Below are 22,528 nucleotides of genomic sequence, written 5' to 3'. Positions count from 1 at the left end.
GCCTCTCTATGAATCGAGAATGCGTAGCTGACGGAGGACGGTGTCGATGTTTTCGCGTGTTGCAGCTACTGCGGCGTCGGGATCCGAATCCCATAGCGCGTCGAGCAGTCTGTCGTGGGCCTGTGAAGTATCGGGAACTCCCTCTTCGATGTCCACCATGTCGATGAGAGTCTTGCGGAGAAGCGGACGCACCGATTCGAACAGTGACAGCAGGACAGCGTTTCCCGAGAGTCGAACGACTTCTGTATGGAAATCGAGGTCGGTGTCGACAAACTTCTCGACATCCCGTTCGAAGTGGCTGTGGCGGAGCGTAAGTCGGCGTCGAAGACGCTCGAGATCTTCCGGTTGTGCGCGCTCCGCCGCGAGTCTGGCGGCCTCGACCTCCAACGCCCGGCGCACCTCGAAAACCTCGAGCATCTGTGAGCGTCGTAGTAGCCGGGTGAATTCGTCAGCGTGTTCCAGATCCTCCGCCGCGACAACAAACGTTCCGACCCCGTGCCGTACCTCCAGCAACCCGGCTTGAGTTAGAAGCCGGATCGCTTCGCGGATGGATGAGCGCCCGACTCCCAGTTCTACGGCGAGTGCGGCTTCGCTCGGGATCCGCTGCTTCGGCAGCCATACCGATTGGCGGATCTTCGACCGGAAGATCTGTTCGATCTGCGGCACCAGGGGACCGCTGCGCAGAACGAAACCACCGTGGTCGTCGGTCATTGCTACCTTTCGAATCGAATTCGCCTAGCGTAACAAGTCATCAGACGTCTGAGGACTAACCCTTAGCGGGTGTGTTCGATGGGCACTCACACGCGCGGGACCCCGAGCAGAAGTGCGATCAAATCGAGAGCTGTCTCGATCTCTGCCTTCTCTCGACCTAGTAGAGGTGCGTAAAGGTGGATGTCGCAGATACGAACAAGTGCCTGGCCCAGCACTTGTGGCGACAAGCTGAGGGTCAACTGGCCGGCATCGACCTGCGACTGCAGGATCTCGGCGGCAATGGACGCGGAAATGGACTCGATGGCACCGGGCATCAGCGCGAGCTTGATGAACACCATCGGTTCCCTCTTGGTGAGCGCGCGAAGTTCGGTTGAAGAGTCTACTGAACGCATCACTCGGCCGAATACGTCGATGACGTACTCCGGGCCCTTGCCTGACGCTTGCGACATCGCCTTGCGGTACGTGCGCTCGGTGGCTTCCGCCAGCACCGTCCCCAGTAGTTCGTCGCGATTTCCGACCCATCGGTAGAGCGTCGCGCGGCCTACTCCGAGGCGCTCGGCAAGTAGTGACATGTCAAGCGCCTCTTCGGCGAGATACATGCTCGCGGCGGTGTCGATGGCGCGCCGGCGGTCGCGGTCGGATGGCATACAGGCATTCTCTCCGGTGGGCCGGTGTGTCGATTTTCGGGTCTGTGTACGGCTCTGGCTATCTATTGACGAACCCTCCTAGGTGAGACACACTAGCTCATTGTCTCAGCTTGGTGATGCCGATCACAGTCAGGGGTTTTGTCGATGAGTTCAGTACAGACCGTTCGCGGGGCGGTGGACAGCGCCGATCTGGGGAAGGTGTTGATGCACGAGCACGTCTTTGTTCTCGGAGAGGAGATGCGCCAGAACTATCCGGACTACCCGGAGCCTTGGGACGAAGACGCTCGGGTGGCGGACGCAGTTGCCAAGCTGACCGAACTGAAGTCCCGCGGGATCAACACAATCGTCGATCCCACCGTGATCGGACTCGGTCGATACATTCCGCGCATCGCGCGAATCAACGAGCAGGTCGATCTCAACATCATCGTCGCCACGGGCATCTACACCTACAACGACATTCCGTTCCAATTCCATCACACAGGACCGGGATTACTCTTCGATGTGCGAGAGCCGATGGTCGATCTGTTTGTCAAAGACATTCGAGAAGGCATCGCCGGCACTGGTATTCGCGCAGCATTCCTCAAGTGCGCCATCGAAGAGCCCGGGCTGACTCCCGGAGTCGAGCGAGTGATGCGCGCAGTTGGAGCTGCGCAGGTCGAAACGGGTGTGCCCATAACCGTCCACACCGACCCGCATACCGAATCCGGGCTCGTTGCACAGAAAGTCCTGGCCGACGAGGGCGCAGATCTGACCAAGGTCGTGATCGGTCATTCGGGTGACTCGACGGATCTCGACTATCTGTGTGCGCTCGCAGATGCCGGCTCCCTACTGGGTATGGACCGCTTCGGTCTGGATGTGCTCTTGCCGTTCGAGGAGCGCGTGAACACCGTGGTGGAGATGGCTCGTCGCGGCTACGCGGAGAAAATGGTCCTCGCCCACGACGCGTCGTGCTTCATCGACTGGTTCTCCAGCGAGGCGAAGGCTGCCGCTGTGCCGAACTGGAACTACACGCACATCAGCGATCACGTCATCCCGACCTTGCTAGAGCGAGGTGTCACGGAAGACCAGATCACGACGATGCTGGTCGACAATCCGCGTCGATATTTCGAGAGCTGATCATGGACGACGTGTATGCGGGCAAGCTGTCGGTGCCACGTCCTTGGCTTGCGCGCTACGACAGTGGTACTGCGCCAACCGTTAACATCGAATACACCAATGCCCTGGAGATGTTCCGTGCGTCGGTGGCCCGCGACGCTGATGCTCCCGCAATCAGATACTTCGACGCGACTCTCACGTTCGGCGAGCTCGACACGATGTCAGACGCTTTGGCAGTGGCTCTCGCCGGTGAGGGTATCGGATTCGGCGATCGGGTGGCATTTGTCCTGCAGAATGTGCCGCAGTTCTTTGTCGCGACTCTGGCTGTCTGGAAGTTGGGAGCCGTTGTGGTTCCGGTCAATCCGATGTACCGCGACCGTGAGTTGGCGACGGTCCTGCTCGACAGCGGTGCCGTTGCGGTGATCTGCCTCGAGTCCTCGGCCCAGACGGTGGTGGCGGCGTCTGTGGGTACGGATGTTGGATGTGTTATCACTACGTCGGAACTCGATTTTCAATCACGAAGTGATCAAAGGATTTTCGGGTCTGCCAGCCGCGTGAGGAACGAGGGTTACCACGACCTGCTGGAGTTGATCGAGGAGAACCGCGGCGCCGCACCCGATCCCGTTGACCTCGAGCCGAGCGATCTTGCGTATCTGCCGTACACGTCCGGTACGACGGGTCCGCCCAAGGGGTCTATGAACACGCACGCCAATGTGGTGTTCGCAGCGCAGATCTATCGGGACTGGCTGGGCCTGCGCCCGGGTGGCGCGATGTTTGCCGTAGCCCCGTTGTTTCACATCACTGGTTTGATCGGACACGTCGCGGCGCCACTGCTATCGGGGGCCGCTACAATTCTCACGTGTAGATTCCACCCCGTTGTTGCGGCGGAGTCTATTTCGGAGCATCGCGCCACAGCGATCATCGGTGCAATTACCGTTTTCATCGCGTGGACGGATAATGCGGCAGTATCGAAGGAGCTGTTGAGCAGTCTCGAATCGGTCTATTCGGGTGGCGCGCCCATTCCGCATGCAGCGCTCGAGTCGTTTCGGGCGAAGTTCGGTCACTACATCCACAACGGCTACGGTTTGACCGAAACCAACAGTCCTGCAATCGTTGTGCCGAACTCACGAGAAGCGCCGGTCGACCCCGCGTCGGGTGCGGTAGCGGTCGGCGTGCCTGTCTCGAGTACGCATGCCGAGGTGGTGGACGAAAACGACAATCCGGTACCGGTTGGGGAGTACGGGGAGATAGTTGTCAGCGGCCCGCAGGTAGCGCTCGGATACTGGAACAAGCCGGAAGAGACCGCCCACGCCATGCCCAACGGCCGTTTCCACACCGGCGATGTAGGTTTCATGGACGCTGACGGATGGTTCTACGTGGTCGATCGGATGAAAGATCAGATCAATGCCTCGGGATTCAAGGTATGGCCGCGCGAAGTGGAAGATGTTCTCTACGAACATCCTTCCGTTCGTGAGGCTGCAGTAGTGGGTGTCATGGACCCCTATCGCGGAGAGACCGTGAAAGCCTTCGTTTCACTCAAGGAGGGGCTGGAGGCGACGCCGGATGAACTGGTGGAATTCTGCAAAGTCCGTCTGGCGGCGTACAAGTACCCACGCATTGTCGAGGTCATGAGTGATCTTCCAAAGACTGTGAGCGGCAAGATTCTTCGTCGTGAATTGAGGGTTACGCGCTAATTCCGCACTCGAACAACTGCCGGCTCCTCGAATCGTGATGGGCCGGCAATTGTCGTGTCTGGCTGATCTGACATCAAATCTAGTGCATAACAATACTATTCAGTGATTGACATCACTCCGCCCGTGTCGCACACTGGTCACATCATCCGAACTTGAAGTTGGCGTCAGTTTCTACTGTCGGGGCGGCGCTTCGTTCGGGTGCAATCGCTACGACCCATCGAGGAGTAGGCATGACTAGATCGGTAGTGAATTCGGGAGGGCCCACAGGGCGCGTATCCGATCAAGAGCGCACCAGGAAGCGTGCACATCGCAAGCTTCTCGGCGCCGGACTTCTTGGCAGCTCGATCGAATGGTACGACTTCTTTCTCTATGGAACGGCTGCAGCGCTTGTCTTTCCGCATGTATTCTTTCCGAACTCGTCTGCCCTCATGGGTACGTTGCTCTCGTTCAGTACGTTCTGGGCGGGATTCGTAGCTCGCCCGATCGGTGGGATTGTTGCCGGCCATTTCGGGGACAAGTACGGACGTAAGCCTGCCGTGGTTACCTGCCTGCTCCTGATGGCATTGGCGACGTTCCTGATCGGCGCGATTCCGAGTGCATCGGCAATCGGCGTCGCTGCTCCGATTCTGTTGGTCACCTTGCGATTCATTCAGGGTCTCGCCTGCGGCGGGCAGTGGGGCGGCATAGTCTTGCTTCTCACGGAGTCGGCTAGTCCGAAGAAGCGCGGATTCTCCGGAACCTTTGGACAGATGGGTGTTTCGTTCGGCGTGGTTCTCGGCAACGTCGTATTTCTGATCGCCACCGCGACGATCTCGAACGAAGCATTCCTGAGCTGGGGATGGCGAATTCCCTTCTTCGCCAGCGCATTACTCTTCCCAGTCGTCCTGTACATCCAGACCAAGGTCGAAGACACTCCGGAATTTCTGGAGTTACAGAAAGAAGCGGCTCGCAACAAGAAGGATGCAGTGGTGCAGGCGCCGCTGACAAAAGCGATCAAAACTCATTGGCGCAAGATTCTTCTCGGCTGTGGACTTCTGGCTGCTACCAACTCGCTCTTCTACATCAGCATTGCCGGTGTTTTGAGCTACGGCACAACGGAACTCGGCCTAAAAAGGAACTCTCTTCTGATCATCTCTCTCCTCAGCGCGCTCCTGACCGTCGGAGTGGTGCTGTGGTCGGGAAAGATGTCGGACAGGATCGGGCGTCGTCCGATGATCTTGATCGGTGCGGCCGCGATCGTTGTCTGGGCCTTTCCGTACTTCTGGCTGATCAACACCAAGTCGCTACCGCTCTTCTTTGTTGCTGTCACCGTCGGCAGCGTTTTCCAGTCGATGACATACGGGCCCATCGCGGCATACATGGGCGAGTTGTTCGCCCCGAATGTCCGCTACTCCGCAGCGTCTCTTGCCTATCAACTGGCAGCGATCACTGTCAGCGGTGGCACACCGTTCATCATGACGGCGCTGATCGCGAAGACGGGAACCACGACCCTGGTTGCTGTGTTCGTCGCACTCATGGGATTGGTGACCTTCTTCAGTGCGTGGGCGCTTGCCGAGACCAATCCGAAGGAAGTCCGCGACGATCCGGAGGCGATCCCCGGTGCGCATCTGTATGCGTCGTAGCGAGACAGGTAAGCCCCGGCAGACAATTCTGCCGGGGCTTTCCCGCGTGCTCAGCTCTGTTTCAGAGTGACCAGTCCGGTGCGGTCGATCGAGCGTTTGAGGATCTTGCCGGTGGAACCCTTGGGCAGTGCGTCGATGAACTGCACAACCCGAGGAATTTTGTACGCCGACAGGCGCTCCCGTGCCCATGTAGTCACGTCGGCAGCATCGACGGCGCTACCCGATCGCACCGCTACGACTGCCGCGACTTCCTCACCGTAGTAGTCGTCCGGGATACCTATCACTGCAGCTTCGATGATGTCGGGATGCTGATACAGCACCTCCTCCACTTCGCCGGGGTACACGTTGTACCCGCCGCGGATGATCAGATCCTTGACCCGATCGACTATACGAAGGTCTCCGTCCGGATCGGTTTCACCGAGGTCGCCGGTGCGGAACCACCCGTCTGGGGAGAGTACCGCCGAGGTATCGTCCGGGCGTTTCCAATAGCCCTTCATGACAGTGGGGCCCTTGATGAAGACCTCTCCGACTGTGCCTGCGGGGCAATGATTTCCGTCGTGATCGCGAACCTCGACTTCGGTTCTCGGGACGGCCCGGCCGGTGTAGCCGATTTTCGGCGGACGGTCGATGCTGTTGAACGTTCCGAACGCGCTTGTCTCGGTAAGGCCGTACCCTTCGAGGATCGTGCAGGCGAACCGAGTTTCGAAGGCGCGGGCCACCTCGCCTGGAAGGGAGGCTCCGCCGGAGATTGCGATTCTGAGTTGCTCGAAGTCGGAGCTGTCCACGTCGGCTGCTGCGTGGAGCATGGCATTCCACATCGTCGGAACACCGGCCATTATGGTGAGTTTGTCCTTGCGGACCAGATCGAGCATGGCGGTCGGATCGAAACGCGGAAGCAGGGAGAGTGATCCGCCGCCGGTGAAGGTTGCCATCATCACGGAGCCCTGTCCGAAGATGTGGAACAGCGGTAGACCCGTTCCCGTTCGGTCCGAAGAGTTTCCGCGGCTACTCTCGGCTCCGATTTCGCCGGCCGACAACAGGTTTCCCACGGTCAGCTGAGCACCCTTCGGGCGTCCGGTGGTGCCGGAGGTGTAGAGAATCGCAGTGGTGTCGTGTACATCTCGGTCGGCAATCGCTGTCGGTTCCTGGTCGGTTCTCGCCGATTCTTCGGTAAGGGTCCAGACCGGAACGCCGCGGGCAGCGCCGGCGTCATGGGTCGCCGGCCCGAGTTGATGCCAGGCGATGGCGAGTGAGATATCGGCGTCGTCGAGCACGTACTCGATCTCGGGCTGTGCCGACATTGTATTGACCGGGACGACAACGCAACCGGCAGCCTGAATTCCCATGTACGCCACGATGAATTCCGCAACCGACGGAGCGGCGAGCAACACCCGATCTCCTTCGCTCAATCCGGCAGCGCGGATTCGGCCGCCAAACGAGAGGGAGGCGTCGTGGAGTTGTCGGTATGTCCAGTCCCGGCCGGAACCGCGAATCGCGATGTTGTCCGGTGTGGCTGCGGCGTAACGGGTTACCGGATCGAGAACGCTGACCATGGATATGCCTTTCAGGAGAATCGACCGATTGTGTGTCCTGATGTCCTTGCCGAGCGTACACTTGAACTCGGTGTCAACATTGAGTTTGTCGTGAATATCCCTCAGTAGCAGTGAACTTCGGAAAGGTGAGTAGCGTGGTGAATGACGACTCGCGGATATCCGAACTGCCTCTTGCTCCGCCGGCGGGGCATCGTGATCCGCCGAGCACCGAACGGGGTGCTCGCACCAGGGCTGCGCTGATCGCCTCTGCACGTGTGGTTTTCGAGCGGGCCGGCTATTTGGATGCGCGATTGATAGATATAGCGAAGGAAGCTGGGTGTGCTACCGGTTCCTTCTACACCTATTTTGCCAACAAGGAAGAAGTTTTTGCGGCCGTCCTCGAGGTAGCTCGTGAGGAAATGATGCATCCGGGCATCGGTAGGGTTGCGGGCACTGACGATCCATATGCCGTTCTGGAGGCAAGTAATCGGGCGTATCTTGCGGCATATCAACGGAATGCAAAGTTGATGGGATTGATGGAGCAAGTTGCCAGTATCGACCCGGAGTTCCGCAGGATTCGCAACGAGCGGGCAGATGCATTTATTCTGCGCAACGCGCGAGGTATCGCCGAACTGCAAGAACGTGGTGTCGTTGATCCCGGCTTGAATCCTCTGCTTACGTCAATGGCATTGTCCGGCATGGTGAGTCGATTTGCCCACAGTGTATTCACGTTGGGTGACGGGCGAGTGGAAGGCAGGCCGGTCGAATTCGACGAGATTGTCGGCACCGTGACGGATCTGTGGGCCAATGCGCTGAAGTTCCCGAGGCGGAGCTGACGAAGCGCGCCCTGGTCGAGAGTGCTCAGGGCGCGCTTCGAAAATCGTCTCAGCTCTTCTCGACGACGCGAGCTACCGCTTCCGCGACGGCCACAGGCTTGTCGGAACCTTCGCGTTCGAGCACCTGGCGCGTCTTTACCTGGATACCGCCAGGCAACTGCTCGGCGGACACCACGGTTGAGCGCATCCGCAGTCGCGAGCCCACCGGGACCGGCGCGGGGAAGCGCACTTTGTCGTATCCGTAGTTGAGGCTGTGCGCAAAGCCGTCGAAGGCCAGGAGTTGGGAGGAGAACTGTGGGCCCAGTGAGAGGCTGAAAAGTCCGTGCGCGATGGTGGTGCCGAATGCGCTCGCCGCCGCACGCTCTGGGTCGACGTGAATCCACTGGTGATCGTTGGTGACCGCGGCAAAAGCGTCGATGCGATCCTGCGTGATCTCGTACCAGTCGGTGGGTCCCAGTTCCTGGCCGATCAACTTCTCGAGCTCGGCAAACGTGGACGGGCGGACGGGCAATTGCTCTTCAGTCATCGTGGTCCTTTACTCGCAGTTCAGGAGGTTGGAAAATAGATTCCAGCGGCGACGGTTGAAGTTGACGCCGGATTCAACTATACATGACAAGAGACGTGGATCACGGTAAAAGCTTTCGGTGAATGCAAGCGAGAGGAATCGCCAATGAAGGTCGCCCAGAAGGTTGCAATTGTCACCGGAGGTGGAGGCGGTATCGGGGGAGCGCTCGCCAGGAAGTTGGCGGCGGAGGGTTCCCGCGTAGTTGTGGCCGATCTCGATGCCGATGCAGCTGCCGCTGTGGCCGACGCGGTCAACGCAGGGCACCCAGGATCGGCGGTCTCCGCCGGTGGCGACGTGTCCGACGCCGGTGTGATCGAGGGGTTGATCGCGCAGGCCGAGGAGGCTTTCGGTCCCGTTGATCTCTACTTCGCGAATGCCGGTATCACCGGAGGCCTCGGTCTCGACGTCGACGAGGACGGCTGGGACGTAGCCTTCGACATCAATGTGCGGGCCCACATTCGCGCTGCTCGTTTGTTGGTTCCGGGATGGGTCGAGCGCGGCGAAGGGTACTTCGTCAGCACCGCTTCGGCCGCCGGCCTGCTCACGCAGGTCGGTTCGGCGGTGTACTCGGTTACCAAGCATGCGGCAGTGGGTTTTGCCGAGTGGCTGTCGATGACATACGGAGACAAGGGCGTCCGAGTCAGCTGTCTGTGTCCGATGGGTGTCAACACCAAGCTCCTCTATGAAGGGAAAGAGACCGGTGATCCCCTCGGAGTCGCTGCGACGGGAGCTGTCCTCGCTGCCGGCGAGGTGATCGAACCCGACCAGTGTGCCGAAATCGTCTTGGCTGCAATGGACGCCGAGCACTTCCTCATCCTCCCGCACCCGAAGGTACTGGACATGTACCGGCAGAAGGGCGCTGACTACGATCGCTGGCTCAGCGGAATGCGCCGTTACCAGGCGTCGTTGCTCGCCGGAACGCGATGATTCCGGAACTTGTACTTTCGCAGCAGCGTGGGCCCGTCCTACTGCTGACCTTCAATCGTCCGGATGTCCTGAACGCCTGGACAAACGAACTCGAGGACGTGTACTTCGATCTACTGGCCGCCGCGGACGACGATCCCGACGTCCGGGCAATCGTGATCACGGGTGCGGGTCGCGGATTCTGCTCGGGTGCAGATCTGAGCAACCTGAAGAACGTCGGCGACGTTTCCGACGAGGATCTGGTGAGGCCTCGGTCTCGCGAGTTTCCCACGTCGCTACGTAAGCCGTTGATCGGCGCCATCAACGGAGTAGCGGCCGGACTTGGTTTCGTGGAAGCGCTGTACTGCGACGTTCGATTCGGTTCGTCTGCAACACGATTCACCACCGCATTTGCCAAGCGTGGGCTGATCGCCGAGTACGGCATCTCATGGATGTTGCCTAGACTTGTCGGCCGGAGTCGGGCCACCGATTTACTGCTGTCGAGTCGAATGGTCGGAGCCGACGAGGCCTACCGCATCGGACTGATCGACCACCTGGTCGACGGTGATGTCGTAGAAGCTGCGGTTGCCTACGCCGCAGAAATTGCGGCCAACTGCTCGCCGACCTCGTTGTCCGTCATGAAATCCCAGCTGAGCGCCGACGAGACCGGCACGTTCGACGAATCCACGCAGCGCGCGGAAACGCTCATGGTCAACGCATTTCGCGGACCGGACGTCGTCGAAGGTGTCGCGAGTCATCTGGAGCGTCGGCCACCTAATTTTCCTTCCCTCTCTGTCAGGAGTTCACATGTCAGTCTTTGAGTTCTCGGATCGCACGAAGAAGTACCAGGCCGAACTGCTCGACTTCATGGACAAGCACGTCTATCCGGCCGAAGCGGTCTACGAAGCGCAGATGCGTGAGTCCGGTAACCCGCACTTCCAGCCGCCGATCATCGACGACTTGAAGAAGGAAGCCAAGGCGCGTGGGCTGTGGAACCTCTTTCACCCGCACCCCGAATGGGGCCCCGGCCTGACCAACCTGGAATACGCACCGCTCGCGGAGATCATGGGCCGCAGTCACCTGGCTTCCGAAGCCACCAACTGCGCCGCTCCGGACACGGGAAACATGGAGGTGCTCACGCTCTTCGGCACCGACGAGCACAAGGAGAAGTACCTCAAGCCGCTTCTCGAAGGCGAAATCCGGTCTGCCTTTGCCATGACCGAACCCGAGGTTGCCAGCTCCGACGCCACCAACATCCAGCTCCGCATGGATCGCGATGGCGACGAGTACGTACTGAACGGCCGTAAGTGGTTCGCTTCCAACGCTTTGCACCAGAACTGCAAGGTTCTGATCGTCATGGGCAAGACGGACTTCAATGCCGCGACGCACCGCCAGCAGTCGATGATGGTCGTGCCGATCGACGCTCCCGGCGTCACCATCGTGCGTAACCTGCCCGTCTTCGGTTACCAGGACCGCGAGGGACACGGCGAGATCACCTTCGAGGACGTACGCGTCCCGGCCAAGGACATCCTCGCCGGCGAGGGTGAAGGTTTTGCGATCAGCCAGGCCCGCCTCGGCCCCGGCCGCATTCACCACTGCATGCGTGCAATCGGAATGGCCGAGCGCGCACTGGAACTGATGTGCAAGCGCGCATCCACCCGCATCACCTTCGGAAAGCCCGTCAGCGACAACGCCAACATCCAGGACTGGATCGCCGAGGCGCGCATCGATATCGAAATGGTTCGGCTACTCACGCTCAAGGCCGCACACATGATGGACACGGTGGGCAACAAGGAAGCACGTACCGAGATCGCGGCCATCAAGGTTGCGGCCCCGAACATCGCGCTCAAGATCATCGACCACGCCATCCAGGTTCACGGCGGCGGCGGCGTGACGGACGACTTCCCGCTCGCAATGGCATACGCCCACATGCGCACCCTTCGGCTCGCCGACGGCCCGGACGAGGTACACAAGCGCGCCATCGCCAAGCAGGAGCTGCGCAAGTACCGCGAAGTCAAGGCGAACTGACATGGCAGGACTGGACCTCACCGGCAAGACTGCGATCGTCACCGGCGCATCGCGTGGCATCGGCCTCGCGACCGCGCAGGCGATTGCGGCGGCGGGCGGAAACGTCGTACTGACTTCGCGCTCACAGGAATCCGCAGATTCCGCTGCCGCACAGGTGACCGGCAACGCGATCGGCGTCGGCGCTCACGCGACGGACGAGGATGCTGCCCGCAAGTGCGTCGAGCAGACGATCGAGCGTTTCGGCAGTCTCGACATCTTGGTGAACAACGCGGGCACCAACCCGTCATTCGGGCCGATCATCAACCAGGATCACTCGCGCTTCGCCAAGACCTTCGACGTCAACGTGTGGGCTCCAGTCCTGTGGACCGGCCTGGCAGCGAGGGCTTGGATGGGCGAGCACGGTGGATCCGTGGTCAACACCGCCTCGATCGGCGGCATGGCGTTCGAGGCCGGAATCGGCACGTACAACGCGTCGAAGGCTGCTCTGATCCACATCACCAAACAGCTTGCGCTCGAACTGTCACCGAAGATTCGTGTCAACGCCGTTGCTCCGGGAGTGGTGAGAACCAAACTCGCCGAAGCTCTGTGGAAAGAACATGAAGAAGCGGTATCGGCGTCGACCGCTCTCGGACGCATCGGTGAACCCGAGGACGTGGCTGCTGCCATCGCCTTCCTGGTTTCGGATGCAGCCCAGTGGATCACCGGAGAGATCATGACCATCGACGGTGGCCAGTTGTTGGGTGACGCGCTCCCGTTCCGGCGCGGAGCGTCCGTCGGTGGCTAGCGTCGGAGTAGTGGGACTCGATACCGAAGCGGTCACCGGGTGGATCGCAGGCCTGGGGATCAACTTCACCGGGCCGTTGTCCTTCGATCGAATCGGCCTGGGGCAGTCCAACCTCACGTACCTGGTACGTGATCAGGACGGTAACCGTTGGGTGCTCCGACGCCCACCGCTGGGGCATCTGCTGGCTTCGGCTCACGACGTAGCGCGCGAAGCTCGAATCCTGAGAGCTCTCGAATCCACGGATGTACCCTCGCCTCGCGTGTTCGGGTTGACCGAGGACCCGGCTGTCACCGAAGTTCCGTTGCTGCTCATGGAGTTCGTGGACGGCGAAGTTGTCGACCGGATGCCACTTGCCGAGGCGTTGTCGGAGGATCGTCGCCGGGCAATCGGCATCTCGCTCGCTCAGACGCTGGCGAAGATACATGCCGTCGACCTGAAGCAGGCCGGGCTCGACGATCTGGCAAGCCACAAGCCTTACGCTGCACGACAACTGAAGCGTTGGGGTGGACAGTGGGAGCAGTCGAAGACACGAGAATGCCCTGATCTGGACGATCTTACGCAACGTCTGATTGCAGCTCAGCCGGCACACACCGAAACCACGTTGGTGCACGGCGACTTTCACCTACGCAACGTGATCACCTCGGCGAGCAACGGCGAAGTGGTCGCGGCCCTCGACTGGGAACTCTGCACGCTCGGCGATCCGTTGGCAGACGTCGGAAGCTTGTTGGCGTACTGGCCGGCGGCGGGGGAGAACACGGGCGGCGATTTCCCGGCGTCGGCGCTACCCGGATTCCCGTCGCGAGACGAGATCTCTCAGATCTACCTCGACGCTACCGGGAGAGATCCGGCTGCGCTGAAGTTCTGGCATACCTTGGGCCTGTGGAAGATTGCGGTGATCGCCGAAGGCGTGATGCGTCGTGCCCGCGACGAACCGCAGAATGCGGCCGAGAGTGGAACTCCCACAGTGGAACGTATTGACGCCTTGGTGGCAAAAGCCAGGGAAATTGCAGATCAGGCCGGGATCTGACGAGATCGTCCGGTATCCGTCGAATCACGAAATCATGGAGGGCCAGTGAGCCAGGAACGTAGAACCGCAATTGTCACGGGTGCAGCACGCGGAATCGGTGCGGCAGTGGCCAAGCGACTGTCGGAAGACGGCTTTGCCGTTGCCGTGCTCGACCTCGACGAAGCAGCGTGTGCCGGAACCGTCGACGCGATCAAGGCCGCAGGCGGGCAAGCCCTGGCCGTCGGCGCTGACGTTTCCGACGAAGGGTCGGTCGCCGCAGCAGTGGAGCGGGTGGCAGCAGAACTCGGTTCGCCGACCGTACTGATCAACAACGCAGGCATCACCCGCGACAACCTTCTGTTCAAGATGAGCGTTGCCGAGTGGGACTCGGTGATGAACGTCCACCTGCGCGGAGCGTTCCTCATGTCGCGCGCGGTGCAGAAGTACATGGTGGAAGCGAAGTTCGGCCGCATCGTGAACCTCTCGAGCACATCGGCTCTCGGCAACCGCGGACAGGTCAACTACTCCGCAGCCAAGGCCGGCATGCAGGGATTCACCAAGACATTGTCATTCGAATTGGGCAAGTTCGGCGTCACCGCCAACGCCATTGCCCCCGGATTCATCGAAACCGAGATGACCGCCGCAACGGCCGAGCGCATGGGAGTCGGCTTCGAGGACTTCAAGACCGCTGCCGCTTCGCAGATTCCGGTCAACCGCGTCGGTCAGCCCGAGGACATCGCGCACACCGCGTCGTTCTTCGTCAGTGAAGGCGCAGGCTTCGTTTCCGGTCAGGTCGTCTACGTCGCCGGTGGACCGAAGGACTGACCGTCCGCTCACCGCTCGAACCGAAGGAATGGGCATGGCTTTCGACGAAGAGGCAGTATCGCGTGACCTCACCGAAAAGGTGAACACGCTTCTCGCGGAAAATGATCCGAACGCTGTATCGGTATCGGATTTCCTCGCCGCACGATTCGACGCCGGACTGGCGTGGGTTCACTTTCCCGAAGGCCACGGCGGTCTTGATCTGCCACAGAGCTTTCAGCGACAGATCAACGCGCAATTGGCGGCAGCGGGAGCCCCGGGGCCGGACACCGGCAAGAACGGTATCGGCCTCGGCATGGCTGCTCCCACCATCGCAGCGTTCGGCACCGAAGAGCAGAAAAGAAAATTCCTGCGGCCGTTGTGGACATCCGAAACGGTGTACTGCCAGCTCTTCAGTGAGCCGGGTGCAGGATCGGACCTGGCTGCCGTCGCCACCCGGGCTGTCCGCGACGGCGACGACTGGATAGTGAACGGGCAGAAGGTCTGGACGTCGGGGGCGCAGAACGCGCAGCTGGCGATTCTTGTTGCCCGGACTGATCCGGAGCGGTCCAAACACGCAGGATTGAGCTACTTCATCTGCGACATGACCGATCCCGGAGTTGATGTCAGGCCGCTCCGCCAGATCACCGGTGAGGCTGAGTTCAACGAGGTATTCCTCACGGACGTCAGGATTCCGGATGCCAACCGGCTGGGCGGCGAAGGCCAGGGATGGAAGGTTGCAACCACCACCCTGAACAACGAACGGGTGGCCATCGGTTCCGGTGCACCGCGTGAGGGCGGAATGATCGGTAAGGTCGCGCAGGCTTGGCGCGACGAGCCTGAGCTGCGCAACCCGGCGATGCACGACGAGTTGATGCGGCTCTGGACCGAATCGGAGGTCGCGCGTCTGACGGGTGAGCGTCTGCGCCAACAGCTTGCCGCCGGCCAACCGGGGCCTGAAGGTTCGGGAATGAAGCTGGCGTTTGCAGGCTTGGCACAGCAGATTTCAGGTTTCGAGCTGGAAATGCACGGCGAAGACGGGCTGCGGTACGACGACTGGACGCTGCGTCGTCCGGATTTTGTCGACTTCACCGGGCGTGAACCCGGCTACCGGTATCTGCGAGCCAAGGGCAATTCGATCGAGGGCGGAACGTCCGAGATCCTGCGCAACGTCATCGCAGAGCGCGTTCTCGGGTTGCCGCCCGAGCATCGCGTCGACAAGGACATCGCCTGGAAGGACCTGCCCCGATGAGCGCCGATCTGCTGTACTCCGAGACCGAACAAGACCTGCGTGCCAGTGTTCGACGTTTGCTGAGTGCGCGCTCAGGTGCCGACACCGTGGTCACTGCCTACGACGACGTGTCCGCCGACTTCACCGGGCTGTGGAAGTCCCTGGCGTCGGAACTCGGTTTGGCGGGACTGCTGGTACCCGAGGAGCTGGGCGGTGCGGGTGCGTCCACGCGTGAGGCCGCGGTCGTGATGGAGGAGATCGGCCGCGCGGTCGCTCCCGTTCCGTTCTTCACGAGTGCGGTGCTGGCGACGACGGCGCTGTTGAAAGCCGGCGAAACCGAGGTGCTCGGTCGATTGGCAGCCGGGGATTCGACGGCTGCTCTGATCATCCCGTTATCCACTGCACCAGGTACTTTCGCGCCCACGGTCAGAGCGACGGCAAGCGGACTCGTCGGCAGCGTCACCACGGTTGCCGGCGTCGCCGAGTCCGATGTTCTTGTTGTTCCGGTTGCCGGTGAGAGTGGTGTGGAGCTGCACACCGTTCGGATCGCTGACGCTACTGTGACACCGATCCTGTCCCTGGACATGACGCGCCGATTGGCGGACGTCGAGTTCACGGAGGCGCCATCGATCCGCGTCGACAGTGGCAATGCCGCTGAGGCTGTCGAGGAGGCATTGCTCTGCGGAAGTGCACTCCTGGCCTCGGAGCAGTTCGCCGTGGCGCAGTGGTGCCTCGAGACCACGCTGGCTTATGTGAAGGAACGCAAGCAGTTCGGCCGCGCAATCGGTTCGTATCAGGCGATCAAGCATCGTCTGGCGGACCTGTGGCTCGAAGTCAGCTCTGCGGGTGCGGCCGCGCGTTATGCGGCTGATACCTACGCACGCGGTGACTCCGACGCGGCAGTTGCTGCGACGCTCGCTCAGGCGTACTGCAGCGGAGTCGCGGTTCACGCGGCGGAGGAATGTGTACAGCTTCACGGCGGGATCGGTATGACGTGGGAGTATCCGGCGCACCTGTATCTCAAGCGAGCCAAGAGTGACCAATTGACGCTGGGAACTGCATATCAGCACCGGGCGCGGCTTGCCGAGCTCGTCGACCTCCCCATCTCGTCCTGAACCACCCTCACTACCGAAACTGGAGAAAACACTGTGAAGGCTTGGCGCGTCAATCAACTCGGTGAACCCCGCGATGTCCTCTCGTTGGAGGAGGTGCCGGAGCCCACAGCTGGTGCCACGGAAATGCTGGTGAAGGTGCTCGCAGCACCGGCGAACTTCCCCGACGTACTCATGTGCCGTGGTGAGTACCAGATCAAGCCGCCGCTGCCCTTCACTCCCGGTGTGGAATTGTGTGGTGAGGTTGTCTCCGTAGGTGATTCGGTCACGAAGTTTGTGGTAGGTGATCGCGTGATCGGCAATCCGAGCTTGCCGTCGGGTGGCTTTGCCGAACTCTCGGTGCTGGACCAGAACAACACCTTTCCGGCGCCGTCGGCACTGGACGACGCCGAAGCCTCCGCGCTGAGCATCGGCTATCAGACGGCGTGGTTCGCGCTGCACCGTCGCACCCAACTGCTCGAAGGTGAGACCCTGCTGGTTCATGCCGCCGCAGGTGGCGTGGGCAGTGCCGCAGTGCAACTCGGGAAAGCTGCCGGTGCCAAGGTGATCGGTGTTGTCGGCGGACCGGAGAAGGCCGAGTACGCGCGCAAGCTCGGGGCGGACCTCGTGGTGGACCGTCACAGTGAGGACTTTGTTGCCGCGGTGAAGGAGTTCACGGGCGGCAAGGGCGCCGACGTGGTCTTCGACCCGGTTGGCGGCGATGCGTACGCAAAGTCGACCAAGTGCATCGCGTTCGAAGGTCGGATCGTCATCATCGGATTTGCCGGTGGCACGATTCCGCAACCGGCTCTCAATCATGCTCTCATCAAGAACTATTCGATCATCGGTCTGCACTGGGGCCTCTACAAGGCGTACAACCAGCAGGCCATCGACGATTGCCACGTCGAGCTCACCAGGCTCGCCGACGCAGGCTTGGTCAAACCCCTGATCAGTGAGCGGTTGTCGTTGACGGACGTTGCCGACGGTATCGGTCGCCTCGGCGACGGCACCACGGTCGGCCGAGTCGTGTTCCAACCCTGAATCGCACAACACTGGAAAGGTCCTCATGAGACAAGCTGTCATCGTGTCCACCGCCCGCACTCCGATCGGCAAGGCGTACCGCGGCGCGTTCAACAACACACAGGCTCAAGAGCTTGCTGCACATGCTATTTCGAATGCCGTTGCGCGCGCCGGGCTCGAGGGCGGCGAAGTCGAGGATGTCATCCTCGGCGCAGCGTTGCAGCAGGGATCGACGGGTGGAAACGTCGCGCGTCAGGCAGTGCTGCGGGCAGGACTGCCGGATTCGGTGTCCGGTATGACCCTCGACCGTCAGTGCTCGTCCGGACTGATGGCCATTGCGACGGCGGCAAAACAGATCGTCGACGACGGTATGCAGATCGCGATCGGTGGTGGCGTCGAATCGATCTCGTTGGTCCAGAACGATCACATGAACAACTTCCGTGCGGCAGATCCGTGGCTGAAGGAGAACAAACCCTCGATCTACATGCCGATGCTGCATACGGCCGAGATCGTGGCCGAACGCTACGGCGTCACGCGTGAGCAGCAGGACGAGTTTGCACTGGTGTCCCAGCAGCGCACTGCAGCAGCTCAGGAAGCAGGCCGTTTCGATCTCGAGATCGTGCCGCTGACGTCGGTCAAGCAGGTTCAGAACAAGGAGACCGGCGAAATCGGCACCGAGTCGGTCACACTCACTCGCGACGAAGGTAATCGTGCGTCCACCACGTTGGAGGGCCTCGCGAGCCTGCGTCCGGTGCTGGCCGACGGTACCGTCAGCGCGCAAGCGTCCATCACCGCCGGAAATTCGTCACAACTGTCCGACGGCGCGTCGGCATCGGTGTTGATGGAGGCTGGTGAGGCGGAACGTCGCGGCCTGGCTCCTCTTGGCATCTACCGCGGAATGGCTGTTGCCGGTTGCGCACCGGACGAGATGGGAATCGGTCCGGTATTCGCGATTCCGCGTCTGCTCGACCTGCACGGACTGAAGATCGACGACATCGATCTGTGGGAATTGAACGAGGCATTTGCTTCTCAGGCGCTGTACTGCCGCGACAAGCTCGGCATCGACCCCGACAAGTACAACGTCGACGGTGGCGGAATTTCCGTCGGACATCCATACGGGATGACGGGTGCGCGGTTGGTCGGCCATGCTCTCCTGGAAGGGAAGCGCCGCGGCGCCAAGCTGGTTGTTGTCACCATGTGCATCGGCGGCGGCATGGGTGCTGCCGGGCTTTTCGAGGTCGCATGAGCTTGCTGGAGGGATTGTTCGACGTCAGTGGCAAGACTGTCGTCGTGACGGGTGGTTCGCGCGGAATCGGCTACATGATCGCTCGAGGATTTGTCGAAGGCGGCGCGACGGTAGTCATCTCGGCCCGTAAAGCGGAAGCGTGCGATGAAGCAGCGCGAGAGCTTTCCGAGTTCGGCACCTGCATCTCGCACCCGGCTGACTTGTCCACGGACGAGGGAATCGAGAGCCTCGCTGCGAAGGTCGCCGAGATTTCGCCGACACTCGACGTGCTGGTGAACAATGCCGGCGCAACGTGGGGCGCCCCCGTCGACGATTTCCCGGCAGCCGGCTTCGACAAGATCTTCGACATCAACGTCAAGGCGATCTTCCTGCTGACGCAGAAGTTGTTGCCACAGTTGCGTTCTGCGGCGACGGTAGACGATCCCGCCCGAGTGATCAACATCGGATCGATCGACGGTCTTGTGGTGTCAGGCTCGGAAAACTTCTCGTACGGAGCGAGTAAGGCCGCAGTGCACATGTTGACCCGCAAGTTGGCGGCGACGCTTGCCGGCGAACGGATCACGGTCAATGCCATTGCGCCTGGGCCCTTTCCGTCGAAGATGATGGCCTTCTTGCTCGAGAACGAGGAAAGCGCGCAGGCGGTGGCGGATTCTGTTCCGCTTGGCCGGGTCGGAACGCCACAGGATGCGGCCGGTCTTGCAATCTTCTTGTCCTCACGCGGCGGCGCCTACTTGACGGGGACGGTAATTCCCCTCGATGGTGGAACGAGCGGAGCGCGCTGATCGGCTGACGACGGTCACGTCTGCGCCGGTTGCAGATAGACGATCTCCTCTGTGATCGGCGCATCGTCAATTGGCGGCTCTTGTCGGCACCGCCACCAGATGGTGAACACGACGGCTCCGATCACCAGAGCTGCCAAGGCAGCTACGGCCAGCCAGAACCTCGGCCCGTAGTAGCCGACCAGGACCATGCGCATCGCGTTGCGTGCCCAGGTCAGTGGCATCAGGGCGTGCAACCACCGCAGCGGGGCAGGCATCTGTTCGATGGGATACACCGCACCGAATGCAAAGATCTGAATCATCAAGGCGCTCAGTGCGATGAACGTTCCGTTGACGGCGCCGAATACAACGGTGAACAGGCGTCCGCAGGCAACTGCAGCTGCACCGACAAGGATCATCACGGCGACCATCGCCACCACGCTGGGTGGGTCCACATCCGCGACGGTCAGCGCAATCACGGACAGTATCAAAGCAGTGACAAGGGTGACGAGTGCCGGAATGCGGTAGCGGCGCAGACCTTCACGCAGCATCGAGCCATGCACTTGCTGCGAGCGCCCACGACGTGGGCGGACTACGAACCAGGTGAGAATTCCGCAGAGGAACAGGGCTACGGACATCACTGCCGGTACTGCTCCAGGTCCGAATCCAGCCGCTGGGTAGTTGTTTCGAGCGTCAACCGCGACGGGTGCCGACAACAGGTTGGCGGTGGTGGCGCGTTCCTCGTCGGTGAACTGCGGTACCTGGGCGGCGCCGTCGGTGAGTCCCTGGGCCAGCTCGCCCGAGCCTGCATTCAGTTCACCCATGCCGACATTCAACTCGCCAAGACCGTCGCGGAGTTCGACGCTGCCTGCTGCCAGTTGGTCGATGCCGGAGGATAGTTCGTTTGCTCCCGCATCAAGTTGGTGCGCACCATCGGACAGTTGCCCGAGGCCGGTGCTCAATTCGCCGGCGCCGGCGGCAGCGGCGTTCAATCCGCCGCGATAGTCACTTGCCGGATCGGTGAGTTGGCGGGTGATTTCCCTGGCGCCGTCCCGGAGTTGGCTGAGTTGGCCCATCACGTCGTCATCTGCAGGTTGTGCGGTGAGCGAGGTTCGTAACGTGGAGAGCGCGTCGACAAGTCCGGCGGACACGGGGTCACCTGCGAGCCGAAGCGAATTCGTCAACGCGTCGATCTGACCGACCACAGCACCCGCCGAGTCGGCGATGTCGAGGATTGGCGTCGTCACCATGTCGACCACTTCACTGATCTGGCGCGCCCCGGCGCCCAGTTCGTCCGCGCCGCCCACCAATTGCTGCATTCCGGTCGCGAGTTCTCGAGACCCGGCTGCGGCCTCATCGGTACCCGCGGCGAGTTCGCCCGCTCCCGCCGCAAGTTCCTGTCCGCCCTGGTTCGCCTCGCCGAGACCGGCCGCAAGTTCCGTACTGCCGGCGTAGAGCTGGTTGGTGCCGGCCAGTGCGGCAGCGGAGCCGTCGGAAAGCTGTTGTGCGCCGGCGGCTGCTTCTCCGAAGCCGGTTCCGAGTTCGCCGAGTCCCACCAGAACCTGGTCGATGGACTGCTCGCCGATGGATTCGGAGACGGCTGAACGTACCTGCGCGATGATGCTCTCGCCGACGGGGCCGGCGACGAGGCTGTTGTAGTCGTTGTAGACCACCTTCAATTGGGCTTTCCGTCCCGAACCGGTAGCCGCACTTGCCACATCGGCGCTGAACGACTCGGGTATCACGACGGAGAAGTAGTACGTGCCGTCGTCGACGCCCGTCTGCGCTTCCTGAGCCGTGACGACCTTCCAGGCGACGTCACCACTGTCGACCAGTGCGGCCACCACGTCGTCTCCTGCAACGATGTGGGTGCCGTCGAGATCGGTGCCCTTGTCGGCGTTGACAATGGCCACGGGCAGACGGTTCACAGTGTCGCCCGGGTCCCACAATGCCCACATGTAGAAGGCGGCAATCGAGAGCGGCGCGATCACCAGTACCGCGAGGATCGTGCGAATGACATGCGCACGCCGGGGCGAAGCGTCGTGAGCGGATGTGGACACCATGAACGGCTCGTTTCTCGTGAACCGGAGTGGACGGCGGGGCACTCCGAATGCGCTGGACATACGTCCAGCTCGGTCACACTACAAAGCAATCGAGTTCGGCGTGAGGTTTTCCGCATAATTGGTGCGCAGCCGACAAATCGGCGCTGGAACTCATCCGGGAGGAATGCGAGGAATAATCAGCGACATGCGATTCTTGGAACTTCGACACGCACAATGCGAGCCCCCGGCTGCGTACTCTCCGGTCTTGGATACGTATGGCGATGTGCAGACCGTCCTGTTGGGAACCGACCCGCTTCCCACACATGTCGAGTTCGACGCGGTGATCGTCATGGGTGGCCCGATGGGCGTCGGCGATCAAGACGACATCGAGTGGTTGGCCTCCGAGATCGCGTACATTCGTGCGCTCGTCGACGCAGACGTTCCGGTCTGGGGAGTGTGCCTCGGTTCGCAATTGTTGGCGGCAGCGCTTGGTGCTCGCGTGTACACCGGGGCAGTCCCGGAGGTGGGCGTCGAGGACGTCACGTTGACCGAGGCCGGCACACTGGATCCGATCTGGGGGAGTCTGCCCGCCACTTTTCCTGCCATGCAATGGCATTCGGATACTTTCGAGATCCCGGAGGGCGGCGTGCATCTTGCAGGTTCTTCCAAGTACCAGAACCAGCTCTTCCGGTACAAGGAGAGCTACGGCGTGCAGTTTCACCTCGAAGCGTCGTGTGAGGTGGCACGCGATTGGATGGAGTTGGACGAGTATCGCGAGTCGCTCCTGACTTCGCTGGGCGCCGACGGACCTCGGATCTTCATCGAGCAGTTGGCATCCGCGGAAACCGAAGGACTCGAGTTTGCCGCGACGGTCATGAACAGGTGGCTGAAGTCGATTTCGGCCAGGTAGGCCCGA

The 22,528-nt window shown here is 61.3% G+C and carries 21 protein-coding genes; 16 read left to right on the top strand and 5 right to left on the bottom strand.

Going from position 1 to position 22,528, the window contains the following annotated elements; genetic code table 11:
• Window positions 1–6: 6 nt before the first annotated feature.
• On the bottom strand, window positions 7–711 hold the full coding sequence (locus EEB13_RS28745; RefSeq protein WP_045065478.1) for a FadR/GntR family transcriptional regulator: 705 nt from the start codon (window positions 709–711) through the stop codon (window positions 7–9).
• A gap of 86 nt (window positions 712–797) precedes the next feature.
• Window positions 798–1,358 carry a QsdR family transcriptional regulator gene (locus EEB13_RS28740; RefSeq protein WP_045065476.1) on the bottom strand — a complete coding sequence of 187 codons (561 nt, stop codon included), beginning with the start codon at window positions 1,356–1,358 and terminating at the stop codon, window positions 798–800.
• Between the two features lie 144 nt (window positions 1,359–1,502).
• On the opposite strand from EEB13_RS28740, the gene EEB13_RS28735 reads away from it, so the two are divergent.
• The 3 genes from EEB13_RS28735 (at window position 1,503) to EEB13_RS28725 (ending at window position 5,769) form a co-directional block, all read left to right on the top strand.
• On the top strand, window positions 1,503–2,474 hold the full coding sequence (locus EEB13_RS28735) for a phosphotriesterase (protein WP_141486825.1): 972 nt from the start codon (window positions 1,503–1,505) through the stop codon (window positions 2,472–2,474).
• Between the two features lie 2 nt (window positions 2,475–2,476).
• A complete protein-coding gene (locus EEB13_RS28730; protein WP_141486824.1) occupies window positions 2,477–4,147 on the top strand; it encodes an AMP-binding protein in 1,671 nt (556 codons plus the stop codon).
• Between the two features lie 230 nt (window positions 4,148–4,377).
• A complete protein-coding gene (locus tag EEB13_RS28725) occupies window positions 4,378–5,769 on the top strand; it encodes an MFS transporter (RefSeq protein WP_141486823.1) in 1,392 nt (463 codons plus the stop codon).
• 50 nt (window positions 5,770–5,819) lie between these two features.
• Here the strand turns inward: EEB13_RS28725 and EEB13_RS28720 are convergent, their stop codons facing one another.
• Window positions 5,820–7,322: an AMP-binding protein gene (locus EEB13_RS28720; protein ID WP_141486822.1), complete on the bottom strand. Its 1,503-nt coding sequence runs from the start codon at window positions 7,320–7,322 to the stop codon at window positions 5,820–5,822.
• A 134-nt stretch (window positions 7,323–7,456) separates the two neighbouring features.
• Between EEB13_RS28720 and EEB13_RS28715 the strand changes: the two genes are divergently transcribed.
• Window positions 7,457–8,137 (top strand): TetR/AcrR family transcriptional regulator, encoded by a 681-nt coding sequence (locus tag EEB13_RS28715; protein WP_141486821.1) that lies wholly within the window; start codon window positions 7,457–7,459, stop codon window positions 8,135–8,137.
• Between the two features lie 49 nt (window positions 8,138–8,186).
• Here the strand turns inward: EEB13_RS28715 and EEB13_RS28710 are convergent, their stop codons facing one another.
• Window positions 8,187–8,663, bottom strand: a complete 477-nt coding sequence (locus tag EEB13_RS28710) for a MaoC family dehydratase (protein ID WP_045065467.1) — start codon at window positions 8,661–8,663, stop codon at window positions 8,187–8,189.
• Window positions 8,664–8,807: 144 nt separating this feature from the next.
• Here EEB13_RS28710 and EEB13_RS28705 point away from each other — a divergent pair, with 144 nt between their 5' ends.
• Genes EEB13_RS28705 through EEB13_RS28655 form a run of 11 tightly spaced genes read left to right on the top strand, consistent with a single transcriptional unit; the run spans window position 8,808 to window position 19,594 of the window.
• On the top strand, window positions 8,808–9,629 hold the full coding sequence (locus EEB13_RS28705; RefSeq protein WP_141486820.1) for an SDR family oxidoreductase: 822 nt from the start codon (window positions 8,808–8,810) through the stop codon (window positions 9,627–9,629).
• Entirely contained in the window at window positions 9,626–10,426 is an 801-nt protein-coding gene (locus EEB13_RS28700) for an enoyl-CoA hydratase-related protein (RefSeq protein ID WP_141486819.1), read from the top strand. The genes EEB13_RS28705 and EEB13_RS28700 overlap by 4 nt, the downstream gene beginning before the upstream one ends.
• The gene (locus EEB13_RS28695) at window positions 10,413–11,633 is read left to right on the top strand and encodes an acyl-CoA dehydrogenase family protein (protein ID WP_045065464.1); all 1,221 of its coding nucleotides are present in this window, start codon (window positions 10,413–10,415) and stop codon (window positions 11,631–11,633) included. Before EEB13_RS28700 ends, EEB13_RS28695 begins: the two co-directional genes overlap by 14 nt.
• A 1-nt stretch (window position 11,634) precedes the next feature.
• Window positions 11,635–12,417, top strand: coding sequence for an SDR family oxidoreductase (locus EEB13_RS28690; RefSeq protein WP_045065462.1), 783 nt, complete (start codon window positions 11,635–11,637; stop codon window positions 12,415–12,417).
• Window positions 12,410–13,444 (top strand): phosphotransferase family protein, encoded by a 1,035-nt coding sequence (locus EEB13_RS28685; RefSeq protein WP_187328639.1) that lies wholly within the window; start codon window positions 12,410–12,412, stop codon window positions 13,442–13,444. The genes EEB13_RS28690 and EEB13_RS28685 overlap by 8 nt, the downstream gene beginning before the upstream one ends.
• Before the next feature lie 45 nt (window positions 13,445–13,489).
• The gene (gene fabG, locus EEB13_RS28680; RefSeq protein WP_141486818.1) at window positions 13,490–14,248 is read left to right on the top strand and encodes a 3-oxoacyl-ACP reductase FabG; all 759 of its coding nucleotides are present in this window, start codon (window positions 13,490–13,492) and stop codon (window positions 14,246–14,248) included.
• A gap of 34 nt (window positions 14,249–14,282) precedes the next feature.
• Complete coding sequence (locus EEB13_RS28675) at window positions 14,283–15,476, top strand: acyl-CoA dehydrogenase family protein (RefSeq protein WP_116102770.1); 1,194 nt, start codon at window positions 14,283–14,285, stop codon at window positions 15,474–15,476.
• The gene (locus EEB13_RS28670; protein WP_141486817.1) at window positions 15,473–16,570 is read left to right on the top strand and encodes an acyl-CoA dehydrogenase family protein; all 1,098 of its coding nucleotides are present in this window, start codon (window positions 15,473–15,475) and stop codon (window positions 16,568–16,570) included. The genes EEB13_RS28675 and EEB13_RS28670 overlap by 4 nt, the downstream gene beginning before the upstream one ends.
• A gap of 33 nt (window positions 16,571–16,603) precedes the next feature.
• Window positions 16,604–17,587, top strand: coding sequence for an NADPH:quinone oxidoreductase family protein (locus EEB13_RS28665; RefSeq protein ID WP_141486816.1), 984 nt, complete (start codon window positions 16,604–16,606; stop codon window positions 17,585–17,587).
• Between the two features lie 25 nt (window positions 17,588–17,612).
• On the top strand, window positions 17,613–18,812 hold the full coding sequence (locus tag EEB13_RS28660) for an acetyl-CoA C-acyltransferase (protein ID WP_141486815.1): 1,200 nt from the start codon (window positions 17,613–17,615) through the stop codon (window positions 18,810–18,812).
• Window positions 18,809–19,594, top strand: coding sequence for a RhlG family 3-oxoacyl-ACP reductase (locus EEB13_RS28655; protein ID WP_141486814.1), 786 nt, complete (start codon window positions 18,809–18,811; stop codon window positions 19,592–19,594). The genes EEB13_RS28660 and EEB13_RS28655 overlap by 4 nt, the downstream gene beginning before the upstream one ends.
• A gap of 14 nt (window positions 19,595–19,608) precedes the next feature.
• On the opposite strand, the gene EEB13_RS28650 is transcribed toward EEB13_RS28655, so the two are convergent.
• A complete protein-coding gene (locus tag EEB13_RS28650) occupies window positions 19,609–21,633 on the bottom strand; it encodes a YhgE/Pip domain-containing protein (RefSeq protein WP_141486813.1) in 2,025 nt (674 codons plus the stop codon).
• A 244-nt stretch (window positions 21,634–21,877) separates the two neighbouring features.
• On the opposite strand from EEB13_RS28650, the gene EEB13_RS28645 reads away from it, so the two are divergent.
• The gene (locus EEB13_RS28645; RefSeq protein ID WP_261984669.1) at window positions 21,878–22,522 is read left to right on the top strand and encodes a type 1 glutamine amidotransferase; all 645 of its coding nucleotides are present in this window, start codon (window positions 21,878–21,880) and stop codon (window positions 22,520–22,522) included.
• Window positions 22,523–22,528 lie beyond the last annotated feature (6 nt).

Origin of the sequence: Rhodococcus sp. WS3, from assembly GCF_003797085.1 — a bacterium.
Lineage (GTDB): Bacteria > Actinomycetota > Actinomycetes > Mycobacteriales > Mycobacteriaceae > Rhodococcus_F > Rhodococcus_F globerula.
Note: the sequence above shows the minus strand (reverse complement) of the source record. Positions and strands in the feature narration are given on the sequence as shown.

Bases quoted from the DNA above. Each gene is read 5' to 3' on its own strand.
- EEB13_RS28720 (WP_141486822.1), bottom strand. From the start codon at position 7,322: ATGGTCAGCGTTCTCGATCCGGTAACCCGTTACGCCGCAGCCACACCG.
- EEB13_RS28740 (WP_045065476.1), bottom strand. From the start codon at position 1,358: ATGCCATCCGACCGCGACCGCCGGCGCGCCATCGACACCGCCGCGAGC.
- EEB13_RS28700 (WP_141486819.1), top strand. From the start codon at position 9,626: ATGATTCCGGAACTTGTACTTTCGCAGCAGCGTGGGCCCGTCCTACTG.
- EEB13_RS28675 (WP_116102770.1), top strand. From the start codon at position 14,283: ATGGCTTTCGACGAAGAGGCAGTATCGCGTGACCTCACCGAAAAGGTG.
- EEB13_RS28745 (WP_045065478.1), bottom strand. From the start codon at position 711: ATGACCGACGACCACGGTGGTTTCGTTCTGCGCAGCGGTCCCCTGGTG.
- EEB13_RS28695 (WP_045065464.1), top strand. From the start codon at position 10,413: ATGTCAGTCTTTGAGTTCTCGGATCGCACGAAGAAGTACCAGGCCGAA.
- EEB13_RS28690 (WP_045065462.1), top strand. From the start codon at position 11,635: ATGGCAGGACTGGACCTCACCGGCAAGACTGCGATCGTCACCGGCGCA.
- EEB13_RS28705 (WP_141486820.1), top strand. From the start codon at position 8,808: ATGAAGGTCGCCCAGAAGGTTGCAATTGTCACCGGAGGTGGAGGCGGT.
- EEB13_RS28735 (WP_141486825.1), top strand. From the start codon at position 1,503: ATGAGTTCAGTACAGACCGTTCGCGGGGCGGTGGACAGCGCCGATCTG.
- EEB13_RS28725 (WP_141486823.1), top strand. From the start codon at position 4,378: ATGACTAGATCGGTAGTGAATTCGGGAGGGCCCACAGGGCGCGTATCC.
- EEB13_RS28710 (WP_045065467.1), bottom strand. From the start codon at position 8,663: ATGACTGAAGAGCAATTGCCCGTCCGCCCGTCCACGTTTGCCGAGCTC.
- EEB13_RS28660 (WP_141486815.1), top strand. From the start codon at position 17,613: ATGAGACAAGCTGTCATCGTGTCCACCGCCCGCACTCCGATCGGCAAG.
- EEB13_RS28730 (WP_141486824.1), top strand. From the start codon at position 2,477: ATGGACGACGTGTATGCGGGCAAGCTGTCGGTGCCACGTCCTTGGCTT.
- EEB13_RS28670 (WP_141486817.1), top strand. From the start codon at position 15,473: ATGAGCGCCGATCTGCTGTACTCCGAGACCGAACAAGACCTGCGTGCC.
- EEB13_RS28650 (WP_141486813.1), bottom strand. From the start codon at position 21,633: ATGGTGTCCACATCCGCTCACGACGCTTCGCCCCGGCGTGCGCATGTC.
- EEB13_RS28655 (WP_141486814.1), top strand. From the start codon at position 18,809: ATGAGCTTGCTGGAGGGATTGTTCGACGTCAGTGGCAAGACTGTCGTC.